Consider the following 16,391-nt stretch of genomic DNA (forward strand, 5'->3'; position numbering starts at 1 on the left):
GATTATCGGAGGCCGTCCTGGCCGATGATCTGGTCGGTGGTCAGCCCGCCCACGCGCGGCAGCGGCCGTCCCCCGGTGGTCAGCGCCAGGCAGAGCAGGATCTCGTCACGCAGGGGCGCGTCGGTGATGCGCGCCTCGATCGCGTCGAAATGGCTGCGAACGAAGGCGGCGTCCTTGTGGCCCAGGGGGATGTCGATCGGCGTGCCCGGCCCGCCGCGCTTCTTGGCGGAGGGGATCAGCGCCGGGCCCTTGCCGAGCGCGCTGCGGACCGGCGCGCCCATCTTGGGGTGCAGCAGGGCGGCGGCGTGTTCCAGTTCGCCATCCTCGCCCACGATGGCGGCCTTGCCGAAGCTGTGGACCGCATCGCCCGGGATGCCGAGCGCCGCGATGGCGCGCTGCGCGAGTTCCGCGCCGAGCGGCACGCTCGCCTCGATCAGCTCCGAGAGGTCCTCCACGTAGCGGCCGGCGAAGGGGTTCTTCAGCACCATGGCGGCGATGGCGCGACGGATGGGGGGCGAGACCTCGCGTCCCATTTCGAGATGCGTCTCCTCGACGCTGACGAGGACCTTGCGGATGATCATGACAGCACCGTGGGGATGCGCGCGGCCGGGGGCGTGTTGCGGCTGCGCATGGTCTTCACCTCGCCATCCACCATGACCATGCCGATGCCGGGCAGTTCGCCAAAGGTGAAGGCCTCGTCGGCATGGCGGCCGGCGCCGCCGATGGGGGCATCCAGGAACACGAGGTCCGCCGCCGCGCCAAGCTTGATCACGCCGGCCTGGATGTTGCGCCAGCGCGCCGTGTTGCCGCCCGCCGCCGCGATGGCGATGGCCGGGTCCAGCCCGCCCAGCGAACAGAGCAGCGAGATGGTGCGCATGACGCCCAAGGGCTGCACGCCCGAGCCGGCCGGGCTGTCCGTGCCCAGCACCAGGCGGTCCAGCCGGCCCATCTCGGTCAGCACCTTCAGCGCATGAATGGCGTTGCGTGGGTTGCCGTTGTGGACGATCTCGATCGCGCGCTTCGTGCCCGCTATCACCTTCGTCAGCTCGGCGGCCGGCAGCGAGGTCGGGCCGCCATTGATATGCGCCACGATGTCGGCATCGGCGGCGATCACCACCTCGGCCTGCATGAGGTTGGAGCCGGCGATGGAAGGGCCGCCGCAATGGATCATGGCGTTGAGCCCGGCCTTGCGCGCCCAGCCCATGGTCTCCACCACCTCATCCGCTTCCTTGAGCGTGCCGAGGCCGATCTCGCCCAGCAGCGTGACGCCGCCGGCGGCCATCTCCTGGTAGTCGGATTCGCGAAAGCCGCGCTCGGGCACGGGGGCGCCGGCGAGCACACGGGCGCCCATGGGGCGGAAGGCGGCGAAGCATCGCTGGGCGGCGATGGCGAGCGCCTTCACGCCCACCGCATCCTTCGGGCGGCCGGGGAGATGCACCTCGCCCGCCGAGATCAGCGTGGTGGTGCCGCCATGCACCATGGCCTCGATGAAGCCGAGCTGGTTCTGCCGCGGCGTCCAATCGCCGAAGGCGGGGTGGACATGGTTGTCGATGAGGCCGGGCATGACGGCGCAGCCCTGCGCGTCGATGGTGGTTTCGGCCTCGAAATCCTTGGCGGTGCCGATGCCGGCGATCTTTCCGCCCTCGATGAGGATCGCATCCGCATCGAGACGCGGTTGCGCGAAATCACCGGAAAAAACCAGGCCGAGGCCCTTGATCAGTATGCGCGCCATCGCGGGCTCCCCTAAACTGTGACAGCAGGTTAATGGGCGGGGCAGCATCGCGCCAAGTGGGAGACCGGAATTGGGTTCGTATCGAAGGCCGGATGGATTGGACGAGGCGCTGGCGCTTCTGGCCCAGGGCGGCTGGCAGGTGATGGCGGGCGGCACGGATGTCTTCCCCGCGCGCGCGCATCGCGTGGCCTGGGGCAACCCCACCGATGCCGCTTGGCTGGATATCACCGCCATCCCTGAGCTGCGCGGCATCTCGCGCCAGGGCGATTCCTGGCGCATCGGCGCCGCCACCTCCTGGGCCGCGCTGCGCGATGCGGATCTGCCGCCCGGCTTCGACGCCCTGCGCGAATCGGCGCGGCAGGTGGGCGGGCGCCAGGTGCAGGCGCGCGGGACGATCGGCGGCAATCTTTGCAACGCCTCCCCGGCGGCCGACGGCGTGCCGCCGCTGCTGGTGCTGGATGCGGAAGTGGAGCTGGCCAGCGCGCGCGGCCGGCGCCGCCTCAAGCTGCATGACTTCATCCTGGGCAATCGCCGCACGGCGCGGGCGGCGGATGAGCTGCTGGTGGCGCTGCATGTGCCGGCCGAGCGCGCCCAATCGCGCTCGGTGTTTCTCAAGCTGGGGGCGCGGTCGCATCTCGTGATTTCCATTGTCATGGTCGCCGCCGATGCGGCGGGGCGCGTCGCCGTCGGCTCCTGTTCGGAGGTCGCGCGGTTGTGGGGTGACGGCGCGCTGACGCCGATGGATGATGTGCGCGGCAGCGCCGCCTATCGCCATGCTGCGGCGGCGGAACTCGTGGCCCGCGCCCAGGCGAGGCTCGCGGCATGACGGCGCTTCTGGTGAATGGCGTGCCGCGCGACCTGGCGCTGGATGGCGGCACGCGGCTGGCCGATGCGCTGCGGGACAGCCTCGGCCTGACCGGCACGAAGCTCGGCTGCGACGCGGGCGATTGCGGCGCCTGCACCGTGCTGGTGGATGGCGCGCAGGCCTGCGCCTGCCTGACGCCCCTCGGCCAATGCGCCGGCGCCGAGGTCGAAACGGTGGAGGGCATCGCGGCCACACCCGAGGGCCAGGCGCTGATGGCGCGCTTCCATGCGCATGGCGCGGCGCAATGCGGCATCTGCACGCCGGGCATGCTGGTCGCCGCCACGGAATTGCTGCGGCGGAACCCGACGCCGTCCGAGGCCGAGGTGGAACAGGCTCTGGGCGGCGTGCTGTGCCGCTGCACCGGCTATCGCCGCATCATTGACGCGGTGCGCGGCGTGGAAGCCAGTGCCGAGACCGGCACGGTCGGCGCCCGCCTGCCGCGCGTGGATGGCGGGCCCAAGCTGGACGGCACCGAGCGCTATGGCGCGGACCTGGCGCCGGCCGATGCGCTCTGGCTGCGCGCCATCCGCAGCCCGCATGCCCATGCGCGGTTCACCTTCGGCGATGTGGCGGGCTTCCTCGCCGCGCATCCCGGCATCGCGCGCTTCCTGACGGCGGCCGATGTGCCCGGCCGCAACGGCTATGGCATCTATCCGCACATCAAGGACCAGCCGGTCTTCGCCGAACACACCGCGCTCTATCGGGGCGATGCGGTGGCCGCGGTGATCGGCACGCGCGAAGCCCTGGAAGCGCTGCGCTTCGAGGCACTGCCCATCCTCTGGGAGAAGCTCGACGCGCTGGATGATCCCCGGGCGGCGCTGACCGCCCCCGCCCTGCACGCGCAATTCCCCGACAATGTCCTGGCCGAAGGCTTCGTGCGCCGCGGCGATGTGGAGACCGCGCTGCGCGAGGCCGCCCATGTCGTGGAAGGCGATTGGCAGACCAGCTTCGTCGAGCACGCCTATATCGAGCCCGAGGCCGGTTATGCGCGGCGGGTCCGGCCGGAGGCCGGCAAGGAACATCTCGGCGACCGGATCGAGCTCTGGTCCAGCACCCAGGCCCCCGCGATGGATCGCGAGGAGGTGGCCGGCGTGCTGGGCCTCTCCATGGATGCGGTGCGGATCATCCCCTCGGCCTGTGGCGGTGGGTTCGGTGGCAAGCTCGATGCCGGCATCCAGCCCATGCTGGCGGTCGCGGCCTGGGTGATGGAGCATCCGGTCCGCGCCATCTGGTCCCGCACCGAGAGCATGGCGGCCAGCACCAAGCGCCACCCGGCGCGCATCACCGCGCGCGCGGCCTGCGATGCGGAGGGACGTCTGCTCGCACTCGACTTCGAGGGGATCTACGACACCGGCGCCTATGCGAGCTGGGGCCCGACCGTCGCCGGCCGCGTGCCGGTGCACGCCACCGGCCCCTATCGCGTGCCGAATGTCCGCGCCCGCGCGCGGGCCGTGCACACGCACCAGCCACCCTCCGGCGCTTTTCGTGGCTTCGGCGTGCCCCAGGCCGCCATCGCGCAGGAGGCGCTGTGGGACCGGCTCGCCGATGCCTGCGGGCTGGATCGGCTGGAATTCCGCGTCCGCAACGCGCTGGCCGTAGGCGATGTGACCGCCACGGGGCAGCTTCTGGAACACTCCGCCGGGCAGCGCCTCTGCCTGGAGGCGCTGCGCCCGGCCTGGACGGAACTGCGGGCCGAAGCCGCCGCACGCAATGCAAGGGGCGGCGTGCTGCGGCATGGCGTGGGCGTCGCGGGCATGTGGTACGGCATCGGCAATACCGGCATGTCCAACCCTTCCGAGATGCGGCTCGTGCTGGGCACGGATGGGCGGATCACCTTCTTCAACGGCGCGGTGGATATCGGCCAGGGTTCCTCCACCGTGCTCGCGCAGATCGCGGCCGAGGCGCTCGGCCTGCCGGTTTCGGCGCTGCGTCACGTGAATGGCGATACGGCGACGACGCCCGATGCCGGCAAGACCAGCGCCTCGCGCCAGACCTTCGTCAGCGGGCGGGCCGCTATGGAGGCCGCGCTCGACCTGCGGGCCAAGATCCTGCGCGGCAGCAATGGCGTGCTGGGGTGGAATGGCGCCCTCACACTGGATGGCGCGCCCTTCCGGCCCGCGGCCCCCATCGAGGGGCATGGCCGCTTCGACCCGCCGACCATCCCGCTCGACGCCAATGGCCAGGGCATTCCCTACGCCACCTATGGCTTCGCCGCGCAGCTCTGCGCGCTGGCGGTGGATGTGAAGCTCGGCACCGTGCAACTGCAACGCATCGTCGCCGCGCATGATGTGGGGCGCGCGATCAACCCGACGCTGGTCGAGGGGCAGATCCATGGCGGCATCGCCCAGGGGATCGGCCTTGCGCTGATGGAGGAATATCTCCCCGGCCGCACCGAGAACCTGCATGACTACCTGATCCCGAGCTTCGGCGATGTGCCGCCGATCGAGACGATCCTGATCGAGGAGCGCGAGCCGCTCGGCCCCTACGGCGCCAAGGGCGTGGGCGAGCCCGCACTGGTGGCGACCGCGCCCGCGATCTTCTCGGCGATCCGCGACGCGACGGGGGCGGAGTGCCATCGCATTCCGGCGCTGCCGCATCGGGTGCTGGAGGCGCTGAAGGAGACCGGCCGATGGTAGAACAGCGCACCCCCAGTCCTGGGGTCTGGGGCCTTGCGGCCCCAGCCGCCGGAGGCCTCTTCTCATGGTAGACCGCACCTCCATCTTCGGCGCCGCCGAGGCCGATGGCATTGTCCGTTGCGACGCCTGCCCTGTGCTGTGCCGCATCCGCCCCGGCCGTGCCGGTGCCTGCCATCGCTATGCGAATGAAGACGGCCGCCTCGTCCGTACCGACCCGCTGGTGCTGCTGACCCAGACGGAACAGCCGCTCGTGCCCTTCCTGGAGGGTGCGGAGGATTGGGATGGCGGCATCACGCGCCCCACCTTCGTCACTGCCATCGGCGCCGGCACCACCTATCCCGACTACAAGCCCGCGCCCTTCATCGTCAGCAGCACGCATGCGGGCGTGGACACGGTGACGGTCGTGACCGAGGGCATCTTCAGCTATTGCGGCCTCAAGGCGAAGATCGACACGGACCGGCACCTCGGCCCTGAAGCCGCCCGCGTGATGCATGAGGGCGAGCAGATCGGCCATGTCACCACCGCCGAATACGGCTCGCAGATGCTCAGCCTCGGTGGCGTGCGGCATCTGACCGGCGGCTCCAAGCGCGAGGGCAATGTCACCTGCGCCGCCATGCTGGCCCTGTGCTCCAAGCAGGCGATCGAGGTGGAGATCGAGGGCGGCTCGAAGCTCATCCTCCAGGCCGGCGCCGCGCCCATCGTGAACGGCGTGCCGGAGACGCGGATGCGCGTCGGCTGCGGCAGCGCGGCCGTGGGCATCTTCGCGCAGCAATGGCAGGGGCATGTGGATGAGGTGATCGTGGTGGATGACCACATCACTGGCGTGCTGACCGAGCACCAGGCCGGCAAATGCCTGAACATGCGCGCCTCCGGCATCCGCGTGCGCGGCCGGCGCTCCACCCCCGGGCGGTATTTCCAGGTGGCGCATCCCGGCAGCGGCTGGGGCGGCACCGATGTGACGGACCCGCTCTCGCTCATCGAGAGCATCGACCCCAAGCTCGCCTGGCCTGGGCTGCGCCTGCTGCTGACCAGCACGACAGGCGAGGATTTCCTCTATGTCGAGCTCGATGAGGCGCTGCGCCCCGTCCCCGCCCCGGTGCCGGCCGCCGTGGCCGCCACCGTGGCGCGCATCGGCGAGAATTGCGAGCCGGCGCTGACCTCCATCCTGTTCATGGCCGGCGCGGGCGGTTCGCTGCGCGCGGGGGTCACGGAGAATCCGATCCTGTTGACGCGGGCCGTGCAGCGTGGCGAGGTTACGGTCACGATGGGGGGTGCGCCCTGCTACCTGTATCCGGGAGGCGGCATCACGATCATGGCGGACGTCCTGCGCCTGCCGGACAAGGCCTTCGGCCATGTGCCGACGCCCGCCCTCGTGGCGCCGCTCGAATTCACCCTGCGCGCCGATCTCTACGCCGCCCTGGGCGGGCATGTGGACCAGGCCATCAGCCTTGCCACCCTGCTGGAGCAGGAGGGGAATGCCGCGCTGCGCGGCGAGTGGCTGCGCGATAATCCCTGGCCGGGGGCCCCCGGGCCCTGGCCGGGCGCCCCCGGACGACAGAGCCCGGGATGACCGAGGTCGAGTGGCCCCCGCCGCGCCGTGCCCTGCTGCCCGATGGGCGGCTGCACCTGCAGGACGGGCCCATTGACCTCGTCATCGGGCTGGAAGGGGCCCGCGCCGCGGTGATCGAGGCGCGGGAGGCGGCCTGGCAGGGGCTGCATGGCGTGCTGCCCGGCCTCTCCCGCGAATTGGCCCTGCTGCGCGCGCCGCTGATGGGGCGCATGCCCGCCTTCACCCATCCGGTCGCGAAGCGCATGGCCGAGGCCGCCTGGCCGCACCGCATGCATTATGTGACGCCCATGGTCGCGGTGGCCGGCGCCGTCGCCGAGCATGTGCTGCGCGCCATCATCGCGGTGCCGGGCATCAGCCTCGCGCATGTGAACAATGGCGGCGACATCGCGCTGCACCTCTCGCCCGCCAGCACCCTGCGCGTCGGGCTCGTCGAGGATCCGGCGCGGCCGGAGCCCAGCGGCCTCGCGGTGATTCGCGGCGGCGATGCGGTGCGCGGCATCGCCACCTCGGGCTGGCGGGGGCGCAGCTTCAGCCGGGGCATCGCCGATGCGGTGACCGTGCTTGCCGCCCGCGCGCCGGAGGCGGATGCGGCGGCCAGCATCATCGCCAATGCGGTGGATGTGGACCATCCGGCCATCTCCCGCGCCCGGGCCTGCGAACTCGACCCCGACAGCGACCTGCGCGACCTGCATGTGACGGTGGAGGTGGGCGCCCTGCCGGAAGAGGCGGTGGGCACGGCGCTGGATGCGGGCGAGCGCTGCGCCGAGGGGCTGCTGGCGCGCGGCCTGATCCTGGGCGCCTGCCTGCGCCTGCAAGGTCGGCTCCGGCTGGTGGGGGCGGCCGGCGTGCTGGCGGCGATGGAGCAGGTGGTCGTCCCGCCCTGACGCAAAAATCCGCCTCCGTTGCGCGTGCAATCCGAGCGGTGCCAGCGTAGAATCCCTCCCGATTGAGGAGGCACGCATGACAGAATTCGACCCACGGCTTCGCCGCCGCTTGCTGGTGGTGAACCTGGTGGCCCTGGGCAGTGCGGCCTCGGGCGCGGGGGCCCTGGCACAGGGCACGAAATCCGGCCCCCGCCCGCCGCAAAGCGGCCTGACCGACGCCGACCCGAACGACCCCGCCGGCAATGGCCGTGGCGGCAACGCGCCCCGGCCGGGCCAGCAGGGCCGCAGCGATTCCGATCCGACGGATCCGGCAGGCCAGGGCCGCGGCGGCAATGCCCCGCGCGGCCAGAGCGACTCCGACCCGACCGACCCGCCCGGACAGGGCCGCGGCGGCAATACGCCACGCCAGGGCCAGAGCGATTCCGACCCGACCGACCCACCCGGGCAGGGTCGCGGCGGCAATGCCCCGCGCGGCCAAAGCGATTCCGACCCGACCGACCCACCCGGACAGGGCCGCGGCGGCAATGCGCCACGCCAGGGCCAGAGCGATTCCGACCCGACCGACCCGCCCGGCCAGGGCCGCGGCCGCGGCAATGCGCCCCGCCAGGGCCAGAGCGATTCCGACCCGACCGACCCACCCGGGCAGGGTCGCGGCGGCAATGCCCCGCGCGGCCAGAGCGATTCCGACCCGACCGACCCGCCCGGCCAGGGCCGTGGCGGCGCCCGGCCGGCGCCGGCCGGGCCGACCGACAACGACCCGAGCGACCCCCCCGGGCGCGGGCGCGGCGGCAGGCCGGAGCAGAAGGGCGCCTGACCCGGCGCCTACCGGACCCGGCATGCACCGGGCGGCGGAAATCCCGCCGCCGCCCACCGCCAGCGAAATTACCAGATTGTGAGACAGCGCATTCCCTGCTTCTCTCCCGCGCGGGCGATGTCCAGACCCGCGTCTTCCAAGGAGGCTTCTGCAATGCGCAGCCATCACGTCACGCTCACCCGGCCGGCGCTGCGCGCGGCTGCCCTGGCACTGTTCGCCGCCCCTCTGCTCGCCGCGGCGCCGGCCGCCGCCGTCGAGTATGACGGCAACTGGCAATTCACCATGAGCTGCACGGCCAGCGGCAACCAGGCCGCCTTCACCGAGCGCTTCACCGCACCCGTCACGCAGAATGCCGCGACCCGCAGCCGCAGCGGCCGCACCGCGCAGGGCCTGGATGAGAGCAGCCGCTTCAACGCCCGCATCGAGAACGGCCAGATGACGGCGACGGTGGAGCGCAGCCGCGGCAATGACCGCTGGAGCCTGCGCTTCGCCGGCCCTGCCACCTCCGACACGCGCTTCGACCTGGCCGGCGGCATCTTCTCGGGCGACCGCCAGCTCCGCACTTGCCGCCTGGTGGCCGAGGCGGTCAGCTCCGCCCCCGGCAGCCTCGCCGCCACCGCGCCCGCCCGCGCCGAGGCGGCGCGCCAGCAGCTGGCCCTGGCCGTCGCCGCGCTCGCCGCGCTGGAGGCCAATGCCGCCGCCGAGATCCAGGCGCTGCGCACCGACCTCGACCTTGCCCGCTTCGAGAGCGTCGCCATGCGCGCCGAACTCGACCAGCGCGGCGCCGCCATCCAGGCGCTGGAGACGCGGCTGCGGACCGCGGAAGGCGTCGCCACCCAGGCGCAGGCGGCGCTGACCCAGGCGGTCGCCACCGCCACGGCCGAGATCGGCCAGCGCGACCAGCGGTTGGCCGCCGCCGCCGGTGAGCGCACCGCCCTGCAGACCCGCCTCACCGCGGCCGAGGCGGCCGTGGCCCCGACTCAGGCCCAGGCGCAGGCGCAAGCCCAGGCCGCCGGCACCGAGCGCACGGCGCTGCAGGGCCGCCTCACCGCCGCCGAGGCCGCGCTGGCCCAGGCCCAGTCGGCCGCCACCGCCGAGCGCACCGCGCTCCAGGGCCGCCTCACCGCCGCCGAGGCCGCCGCCGCGCAGCTTCGAACCGCGCTTGAGACCGCACAGCGCGAGCTGACGGAGGCCCGCGCCGCCCAGCCGCCGCGCTAGGCCAAGGCGGGAAGGGGGGAGGCGAAGATCATGGCGCGTTTCAGCCGTCGCGGCGCCCTCGCCCTCGCCGCCGCCACGCTCCCGGCCCCCGGGCTGCGTGCCCAGGGCATCTGGAACCCGACGCGGCCGATCACGCTCGTGGTCGGCTTCCCCGCGGGGGGGCAGACGGATTTCGCAGCCCGCGTGGTCCAGTCGGGCTTGCAGAAGGCGCTCGGCGTCTCCGTCGCCATCGACAACCGGGCCGGGGCCGGCGGCAATCTGGGGACTGAGGCGGTGATGGCCGCCCGGCCAGATGGCTATACGCTGCTGGCGGGCAACATCTCGCCCATGGTGATCAACCCGCACACCATGGAAGGCATGATGATCGACCCGCGCGAAATGGTGCCGATCGGCCTCATCCTGCGGTCCTCGCTCATCCTCTGCACGCATCCCTCGCTCAATGTACGGAATCTGGCGGAGCTGCGCGCCTGGATCGCCGCCCAGCCGCGCGGCTCGATCCAGTATGGCTCCACCAGCACGGGCAGCCTGACCCATATCGCGATGGAGCTGTTCCGCGAGCGCCTGGGCAAGCCCGAGATGACGCAGATGGCCTATCGCGGCTCGGGCCCGGCGATGGCGGATTTCGTCGCCGGGCGGTTCAGCCTGATGTTCGACGGCGCCTCGGTGGTCGCGCCCCTGGTGCAGGCCGGGCAGCTGCGCTGCGTCCTGGCCACCGGCCGGACGCGCAGCCCCGCCTTTCCCGACCTGCCCACGGCGGAGCAGCAGGGCCTCAACGACTTCGCCTTCTACACCTGGACCGGCCTCTTCGCGCCGCGCGGCACGCCGCCCGAGATCGTCGCCCGCCTCAATGCCGCGCTGAACGCCGCCCTGGGCGAGCCTTCCATCCGCGAGCGCATGACCAGCCGCGGCGCCGAGCCGGGCGGCGGCAGCGCGGAGGAGATGGGTCGGCTCATGGCGGAGGACTATGCCCGCTGGGGCGAGGTGGTGCGCGTGAACCAGATCCGCGTGGAGAGCTGAGGCCTCACGACTCGAGGGCCGGCCCGCGCATCTCGCGCACCAGCTTGCGGCCGATCGCCTCGGCGAAATCGGCGTAGTCGGCGCAGGGCATGGCGAAGCTGCCGGGGCCGCCGATCACCTCCGCCGCGTAGTGCTGCAACAGGTCCGGCTCCTCGTTCAGCACGGCGAGGCCGTTGATGACCACGCCCGCCGCCACCGCCACATCCCGCACCGGGCCCGAGGCGCGGCCGCGATTGCCCGCGCCATCGCCCGAGAGGTCCACCACCTGGCGGTTGGCCGGCGCCGGGCAGCGGCCGAGCAGGGTGAGGGCGGCGACCAGCCCCTCGCCCAGGGCCGTGGCACCAGCCCGCGGCAGCCGGGGGGCCGCCAGCAGGGCCGCGGCGATGGCCGCGCCGTCCTCGGCGGTAGCGAGACGCGTCCAGGGCAGCGCCACCTCCTGCGCTTCGGACCAGAAGAGCGCGGCCACCGCCACCGCGCCGCGCGGGCCGCCGGTTGCGGCGGCGATCACGGCCGCATCCTCGAAGGCGGTGGCGAGGCCGCCCAGCATCAAGGCGAATTCATCAAAATCCACGCTGGCCGAGACATCCACGGCGAGCACCAGGGCCAGATCCACCGCCTCCATCGGCCCTTCCTCGCATCATCGCCGCCGGGCCGCCAGCCTTTCCGCGCTCCGGAATCCGGCGCAGGGTTGCGCCACCGCAAGGCGGCGGCCGCGTTGTCATGGCAATGTCATCCGCAACGCAGAGGATCTGACCCATGCAGACGCGCACCATGGCGGAGATGGTCCGCCACCAGAATCCCCTGACGCTGGGCCCCGGCGCCACGGTGCAGGAGGCCTGCGCCGCGATGCACAAGCGCCGTGTGGGCGCGGTGCTGATCGTGGAAGGGCACCGCCTGCTCGGCATCTTCACCGGGCGGGACGCGGTGCATGCGCTGGCCGTCGGCCTCGACCCCCAGCGGACGCTGGTGGGCCAGGTGATGACGGCCGAGCCCTGCTGCCTCAGCCCGCATGACCGCGCGCATGACGCGCTGCGCCTGATGACCGATGGCGGTTTCCGGCACCTGCCCGTCGTGGAGGACGGGCATCTGCTCGGCATCGTCTCGCGTTACGACTTCCGCACCCAGGAGCACCGCCGGATGGATGAGGAGACGGGCTTCTTCGAGGTGCTGCGGTAGCCCGGCCTAAAGCGGGGGCAGCGGCTTGCCGATCGCCGGGTCGGTCTTGAACTTGGCGAGGCTGCCCCAGGCGCGGTCATATTGCGGCGGGATCTTCAGCGCCTCGATGCGGCCCAGCGCCACTGCGGCATTCACCACCCAATAGGGGTCGCGCAGGAAGGCGCGGGCCAGCAGGATCATGTCCGCCTTGCCCTCGTCCAGGATGGCCTGGGCCTGCGCCGGCTCGGTGATGAGGCCGACCGCCATGACGGGGATGCCGGCCCCCTTCTTCACCGCCTCCGCCCCAGGCACCTGGTAGCCCGGGCCGAGCGGGATCTTCTGGCCGGCATCGAGGCCGCCCGAGCTCACATCCACCACATCCACGCCCAGCGCCTTGAGGCGTTCGGCCAGCATCACGCTCTCCTCGGTATTCCAGCCACCTTCCACCCAGTCGGTGTGGGAGATGCGGACGCCAAGCGGCATGGAATCCGGGATCACGGCGCGGGTCGCGCGGGTGATCTCGCGCAGCAGCCGCGTGCGGCCCTCGAAATCGCCGCCCCAGGAATCATTGCGGAGGTTGGAGATGGGCGAGAGGAACTGATGCACCAGATAGCCATGGGCGGCGTGCAGCTCGATGAAGGTGTAGCCCGCCTTGACCGAGCGCACCGCCGCATCGGCGAAGGCCTGGATGGTGCCGAGGATCTCGGCCTCGCTCATCGCGCGCGGCGTGGCGTAGCCCTGGAAGGGCGTGGCACTCGGGGCCAGCGCCTCCCAGCCCGGCACGGCGGGGCCGGTTTCCCAGGCCGGCAGGCGGCTGCCCTTGCGGCCGGAATGCGCGAGCTGGATGGCCGGCACCGTGCCCATCGCGGCCATGGCGTTGACCAGGCGGGTATGCCCGGCCAGCTGGTCATCGCTCCAGATGCCGAGGTCACCTGGGCTGATGCGGCCTTCCGGCGTCACCGCGGCGGCCTCGGTCATCACCATGCCCGGGCCGGCGACGGCGCGGGAGACGAGGTGCGCCATGTGCCAATCCGTCGGCTTGCCGTCCTCGCCCGCGCAATACTGGCACATGGGCGAGACGCCGATGCGGTTGCGGAAGGTGACGCCGCGCAGGGTGAGCGGGCTGAACAGATCGGTCATGAGCGGGGATCCTGGAGTGAAGAAGACGCAAAGGGCGGCGTGCGGCCGAGGCGGTTTTCCATGATGACGAGAAACGGCCGGGGCTCGGGCAGCAGGCGCCCTTCCCCATCCGTCGCCCAGCGCGCCAGCGCCACCGTGTCGCTCACATTGCCACCCACCGCCTCCACCACGCCAGGGGCGGCATGGACGACGATGTCGCAATGCATGGGGCGGAATCGGCCGCGCTCCTCCGCGCGCTCGGCCCAGTCGCGCAAGGGCCGGCTGGAACGGTCGCGGCAGACGAGGTCGCCCGGCGCGGGCGCGTAGAGGGCGGGGTCGCGCGGCAGGAAGGGCGCCTGGGCGGGCCAGGCGGCGGCCAGCGCATCCAGGTGGTCGAGATAGCGGGCATGCGCGGCATCGGGCGCGAATTCCGGCGCATCCACGCCGGCCGCGCCGATCACCCAGGAGATGAAGGCCGCGGACCAGAAGGGCTCGGCCCAAAGGGGGGTTCCTGGATTGCCGCCGCCGGTGCCCTCGAGCGCGCGTTGGTAGCGCGTGCGGTTGGCCGGGATCGCCTCGCCCGATTGCGGCACGGCGCGCCAATAGGCGAGCACGCGGGGGAAGTTCTCCGGCGCGCTTTCGGGGCGTGCCGCCTCGCGCGGCGCACAGGGCAGGCCCGCGGGGCCTGGCAGGCCCACCGTGACGCAGCCCCAATCCTGCCATTCGGCGAGCGCCAGGCGCAGCATCCGCTCGCGCGCGGCCGGCGGGTAGCTCAGCGGCTGGGGCAGCTGCGCCGCGGGCGGCGGCGCCGCGCAGGCCGCAAGCAAGGCCAGCAGGGGCAGGAGACGGAGCACCCCCTGTCTCTGCCAAAGCCTATCCTTGCGGGCAAGACGGCCTATGCTGCGCCCCGCCATGTCACAAACGCCAGAGACCGAGGGCGGGCGCCTCTTCTTCCGCAGCGAGACCTTCGCGGCGGATCCCCGGCGCACCCGCCGCACGCCCACCGATGAGACCGTGCCCGAGCCGGGGCGGGACATTCCGCTGCATGCGCGCTGCGACGTGCTGGTGGTGGGCGGCGGGCCCTCCGGCGTCGCGGCCGCGGTGGCGGCGGCGCGGCAGGGCGCGCGGACCATCCTGCTGGAGCGCCATAACCACCTGGGCGGGCTCTCCACCGGCGGGCTGGTGATCTGGATTGATCGGATGACCGACTGGTCGGGCCGGCGCGTCATCCGCGGCTTCGCCGAGGAGTTCCTGGATCGTCTGCCCAAGGGCGCGGTCAGTGGGCCCTCCCCGGCGCTCTGGGGCGCGCGCGACGCCGCGACGGCGGCCTGGTGGGCGGCGCGGACCAGCGCGTTTCACGGCATCGTCACCCATTCCCCCACCTGCGACCCGGAGGCGATGAAGCTCGCCGCGCAGGAAATGGTGCTGGAAGCGGGCGCCGAGCTGATCTTCCACGCCTGGGGCGCGGAGCCCATCCTGCGGGAGGGTGCGGTGCGCGGCGTCTTCTTCGAGTCCAAGCAGGGGCGGCGCGCCATCCTGGCCGGCGTGACCGTGGATGCGACGGGCGATGGCGACCTCTTCGCCCGGGCTGGCGCCGCCTACAGCGACGACATTGACGAGCGCGACATCCATCACTGCATGAACACAAGCTGGCTCTTCGGCGGCGTGAACATGCCGCGCTACCAGCGCTGGCGCGCGGAGCAGCCCGGGGCGTTCAGTGCCTTCCTGCAGGCGGGGCGCGAGCGGCTGCGCTTCTTCGACAAGGCCTTCGCCTCCTGGCGGGACGATGTGGCGCTGTTCATGGGCCCGCGCCTCTCGGGCTATTCGGCCGTGGATGTGGATGACCTGACGGCGGTCGAGATCCAGAGCCACCGGCTGATGGCGGAGCACCTGGCGCTCTACCGCGCGGGCGCGCCGGGTTTCGAGAACGCCTACCTGATGCTTTCGGCGCCGCAGCTCGGCGTGCGGCATGCGCGGCGCCTCACCGGCGTGGCGGCGGTGACGCGGGGCGACTGGGACGGGCGGGTGTGGGCGGATGAGATCGGCGTCTCGCCCAGCCTCTCGCCGAAATTCCCCAATGTCTCGGTGCCCTATGGCGCGCTCGTGCCCGTGGCGCTGGACGGGCTGCTGGCGCCGGGGCGGCACCTGAGCTGCGATGCGAACAGCCATTCCTTCCTGCGGGAGATCCCGCAATGCTGGATGACCGGCCAGGCAGCCGGGACGGCGGCCGCCCTGGCGGTGGCGGGCGGCGTGGCACCGCGCGCGGTGCCCATCCCGGACCTGCAGGCGACGCTGCGGGTGGGCGGGGCCCACCTCTCGCCGCCCGCACCGGAGCGGGCCACGGCCTGATCAGGCGGTGGCGAGGCGGCTTTCGCCAAGGCCAGCACGGGCGGCGGCACTGCCGGCCGCGGCATCGCGGATGATGTAGCCGCGGCCCCAGACCGTGCCGATCACATTGTTGGCGCCGGCCGTCTGCAGCTTCTTGCGGAGCTTGCAGACGAAGACGTCGATGATCTTGCTGTCCGGCTCATCCATGCCGCCATAGAGGTGGTCCAGGAAGTTCTCCTTGGAGAGGACCGTTCCGCGCCGCATCAGAAGCAGCTCGAGGATGGCGTATTCCTTGCCCGTCAGGTGGACGGTGCGGCCCTGGACCGCGACCTCCTTCGCGCCGAGGTCGAGCGAGAGCGGGCCCATCTGGATGCGCGGTTGGCTGAAGCCCTTGGAGCGGCGGATCATCGCCTGCAGGCGGGCCACCAGCTCCTCCGGCTCGAAGGGCTTGGCCAGGTAGTCATCGGCGCCGACCGAGAGGCCGCGCACCTTGGCCTGGGTCCGCGCCACGGCGGAGAGCATCAGCACCGGCGCCTCGATGCGGGAGGCGCGGAGCTTGGTGACGACGTCATACCCCTCCATGTCCGGCAGCATCAGATCCACCACCACGGCGTCATAGTCGTAGAGGCGGGCGAGCTCGAGAGCCTCGGCCCCGCAATCGGCCACGTCCACCACCATGCGGTGCTGCTGGAGCTGGAAGGTGATCCCGCGGGCGGCGGAGCGGTCGTCTTCGACGAGGAGGATACGCATTTCGGGGTCATCTCCACACGTTTTGCGTGTGGAGAGTTACCACCATGACGCGAGCCCGCCAAGGGAAATTCAGCTTTTGGTGTGTCTTTAAAAAAATAAAGTTCATATAACGGGACCAAATGCGCCTTTTCCCGTGAAAATCCTGACCGGGCGAGTCAGAAACGTCCCTCCTGCGAAGAACGTTAATGAATTTGCCGCAGGCTGGTCTCGTGTTGCGAAAACCGGCCCGCTGTCCCGTCTATCGAAACATTCCGGCGCGCCGCCGCAACAAAAAAGGGCGCCCCTTGCAGGGCGCCCTTCCTG

General features: G+C 71.9%; 15 protein-coding genes. 9 read left to right on the plus strand and 6 right to left on the minus strand.

The genetic code is table 11. From position 1 onward, the window contains the following. Positions 1 to 2 precede the first annotated feature (2 nt). Both R9Z33_RS00565 and R9Z33_RS00570 read right to left on the minus strand, forming a co-directional pair. Positions 3 to 581 (minus strand): amino acid synthesis family protein, encoded by a 579-nt coding sequence (locus R9Z33_RS00565; RefSeq protein ID WP_318649349.1) that lies wholly within the window; start codon positions 579 to 581, stop codon positions 3 to 5. Further along, positions 578 to 1,732, minus strand: a complete 1,155-nt coding sequence (locus R9Z33_RS00570; protein WP_318649350.1) for an amidohydrolase family protein — start codon at positions 1,730 to 1,732, stop codon at positions 578 to 580. Before R9Z33_RS00570 ends, R9Z33_RS00565 begins: the two co-directional genes overlap by 4 nt. Positions 1,733 to 1,802: 70 nt before the next feature. Here R9Z33_RS00570 and R9Z33_RS00575 point away from each other — a divergent pair, with 70 nt between their 5' ends. From R9Z33_RS00575 to R9Z33_RS00605, 7 genes are all read left to right on the plus strand, one after another. Further along, entirely contained in the window at positions 1,803 to 2,558 is a 756-nt protein-coding gene (locus tag R9Z33_RS00575; RefSeq protein WP_318649351.1) for an FAD binding domain-containing protein, read from the plus strand. Beyond that, complete coding sequence (locus R9Z33_RS00580) at positions 2,555 to 5,233, plus strand: molybdopterin-dependent oxidoreductase (RefSeq protein WP_318649352.1); 2,679 nt, start codon at positions 2,555 to 2,557, stop codon at positions 5,231 to 5,233. The genes R9Z33_RS00575 and R9Z33_RS00580 overlap by 4 nt, the downstream gene beginning before the upstream one ends. A gap of 64 nt (positions 5,234 to 5,297) precedes the next feature. Further along, a complete protein-coding gene (locus tag R9Z33_RS00585; protein WP_318649353.1) occupies positions 5,298 to 6,803 on the plus strand; it encodes a 6-hydroxynicotinate reductase in 1,506 nt (501 codons plus the stop codon). Beyond that, complete coding sequence (locus tag R9Z33_RS00590; RefSeq protein WP_318649354.1) at positions 6,800 to 7,687, plus strand: UPF0280 family protein; 888 nt, start codon at positions 6,800 to 6,802, stop codon at positions 7,685 to 7,687. Before R9Z33_RS00585 ends, R9Z33_RS00590 begins: the two co-directional genes overlap by 4 nt. Before the next feature lie 76 nt (positions 7,688 to 7,763). Further along, positions 7,764 to 8,501, plus strand: coding sequence for a hypothetical protein (locus tag R9Z33_RS00595; RefSeq protein WP_318649355.1), 738 nt, complete (start codon positions 7,764 to 7,766; stop codon positions 8,499 to 8,501). A 153-nt stretch (positions 8,502 to 8,654) separates the two neighbouring features. After that, entirely contained in the window at positions 8,655 to 9,719 is a 1,065-nt protein-coding gene (locus tag R9Z33_RS00600; protein WP_318649356.1) for a hypothetical protein, read from the plus strand. Positions 9,720 to 9,749: 30 nt separating this feature from the next. Continuing rightward, positions 9,750 to 10,736: a tripartite tricarboxylate transporter substrate binding protein gene (locus R9Z33_RS00605; protein WP_318649357.1), complete on the plus strand. Its 987-nt coding sequence runs from the start codon at positions 9,750 to 9,752 to the stop codon at positions 10,734 to 10,736. A gap of 4 nt (positions 10,737 to 10,740) precedes the next feature. Here the strand turns inward: R9Z33_RS00605 and R9Z33_RS00610 are convergent, their stop codons facing one another. Continuing rightward, entirely contained in the window at positions 10,741 to 11,358 is a 618-nt protein-coding gene (locus tag R9Z33_RS00610; RefSeq protein WP_318649358.1) for a DUF1194 domain-containing protein, read from the minus strand. A gap of 134 nt (positions 11,359 to 11,492) precedes the next feature. Between R9Z33_RS00610 and R9Z33_RS00615 the strand changes: the two genes are divergently transcribed. Continuing rightward, the gene (locus R9Z33_RS00615; RefSeq protein ID WP_318649359.1) at positions 11,493 to 11,912 is read left to right on the plus strand and encodes a CBS domain-containing protein; all 420 of its coding nucleotides are present in this window, start codon (positions 11,493 to 11,495) and stop codon (positions 11,910 to 11,912) included. Between the two features lie 6 nt (positions 11,913 to 11,918). Here R9Z33_RS00615 and R9Z33_RS00620 read toward each other — a convergent pair whose 3' ends face one another. Both R9Z33_RS00620 and R9Z33_RS00625 read right to left on the minus strand, forming a co-directional pair. Next, positions 11,919 to 13,031, minus strand: a complete 1,113-nt coding sequence (locus R9Z33_RS00620) for an NADH:flavin oxidoreductase/NADH oxidase (protein WP_318649360.1) — start codon at positions 13,029 to 13,031, stop codon at positions 11,919 to 11,921. After that, entirely contained in the window at positions 13,028 to 13,864 is an 837-nt protein-coding gene (locus R9Z33_RS00625) for a DUF2272 domain-containing protein (protein ID WP_318649361.1), read from the minus strand. The genes R9Z33_RS00620 and R9Z33_RS00625 overlap by 4 nt, the downstream gene beginning before the upstream one ends. A gap of 58 nt (positions 13,865 to 13,922) precedes the next feature. Between R9Z33_RS00625 and R9Z33_RS00630 the strand changes: the two genes are divergently transcribed. After that, entirely contained in the window at positions 13,923 to 15,359 is a 1,437-nt protein-coding gene (locus R9Z33_RS00630) for an FAD-dependent oxidoreductase (protein WP_318649362.1), read from the plus strand. Here the strand turns inward: R9Z33_RS00630 and R9Z33_RS00635 are convergent, their stop codons facing one another. Next, on the minus strand, positions 15,360 to 16,088 hold the full coding sequence (locus R9Z33_RS00635; RefSeq protein ID WP_318649363.1) for a response regulator transcription factor: 729 nt from the start codon (positions 16,086 to 16,088) through the stop codon (positions 15,360 to 15,362). Positions 16,089 to 16,391: the final 303 nt, after the last annotated feature.

The sequence above is a fragment of the Sediminicoccus rosea genome (assembly GCF_033547095.1).
Classification (GTDB): Bacteria; Pseudomonadota; Alphaproteobacteria; order Acetobacterales; family Acetobacteraceae; genus Roseococcus; species Roseococcus rosea.

Bases quoted from the DNA above. Each gene is read 5' to 3' on its own strand.
- R9Z33_RS00565 (WP_318649349.1), bottom strand. From the start codon at position 581: ATGATCATCCGCAAGGTCCTCGTCAGCGTCGAGGAGACGCATCTCGAA.
- R9Z33_RS00570 (WP_318649350.1), bottom strand. From the start codon at position 1,732: ATGGCGCGCATACTGATCAAGGGCCTCGGCCTGGTTTTTTCCGGTGAT.
- R9Z33_RS00580 (WP_318649352.1), top strand. From the start codon at position 2,555: ATGACGGCGCTTCTGGTGAATGGCGTGCCGCGCGACCTGGCGCTGGAT.
- R9Z33_RS00585 (WP_318649353.1), top strand. From the start codon at position 5,298: ATGGTAGACCGCACCTCCATCTTCGGCGCCGCCGAGGCCGATGGCATT.
- R9Z33_RS00590 (WP_318649354.1), top strand. From the start codon at position 6,800: ATGACCGAGGTCGAGTGGCCCCCGCCGCGCCGTGCCCTGCTGCCCGAT.
- R9Z33_RS00595 (WP_318649355.1), top strand. From the start codon at position 7,764: ATGACAGAATTCGACCCACGGCTTCGCCGCCGCTTGCTGGTGGTGAAC.
- R9Z33_RS00600 (WP_318649356.1), top strand. From the start codon at position 8,655: ATGCGCAGCCATCACGTCACGCTCACCCGGCCGGCGCTGCGCGCGGCT.
- R9Z33_RS00605 (WP_318649357.1), top strand. From the start codon at position 9,750: ATGGCGCGTTTCAGCCGTCGCGGCGCCCTCGCCCTCGCCGCCGCCACG.
- R9Z33_RS00610 (WP_318649358.1), bottom strand. From the start codon at position 11,358: ATGGAGGCGGTGGATCTGGCCCTGGTGCTCGCCGTGGATGTCTCGGCC.
- R9Z33_RS00615 (WP_318649359.1), top strand. From the start codon at position 11,493: ATGCAGACGCGCACCATGGCGGAGATGGTCCGCCACCAGAATCCCCTG.
- R9Z33_RS00620 (WP_318649360.1), bottom strand. From the start codon at position 13,031: ATGACCGATCTGTTCAGCCCGCTCACCCTGCGCGGCGTCACCTTCCGC.
- R9Z33_RS00630 (WP_318649362.1), top strand. From the start codon at position 13,923: ATGTCACAAACGCCAGAGACCGAGGGCGGGCGCCTCTTCTTCCGCAGC.
- R9Z33_RS00635 (WP_318649363.1), bottom strand. From the start codon at position 16,088: ATGCGTATCCTCCTCGTCGAAGACGACCGCTCCGCCGCCCGCGGGATC.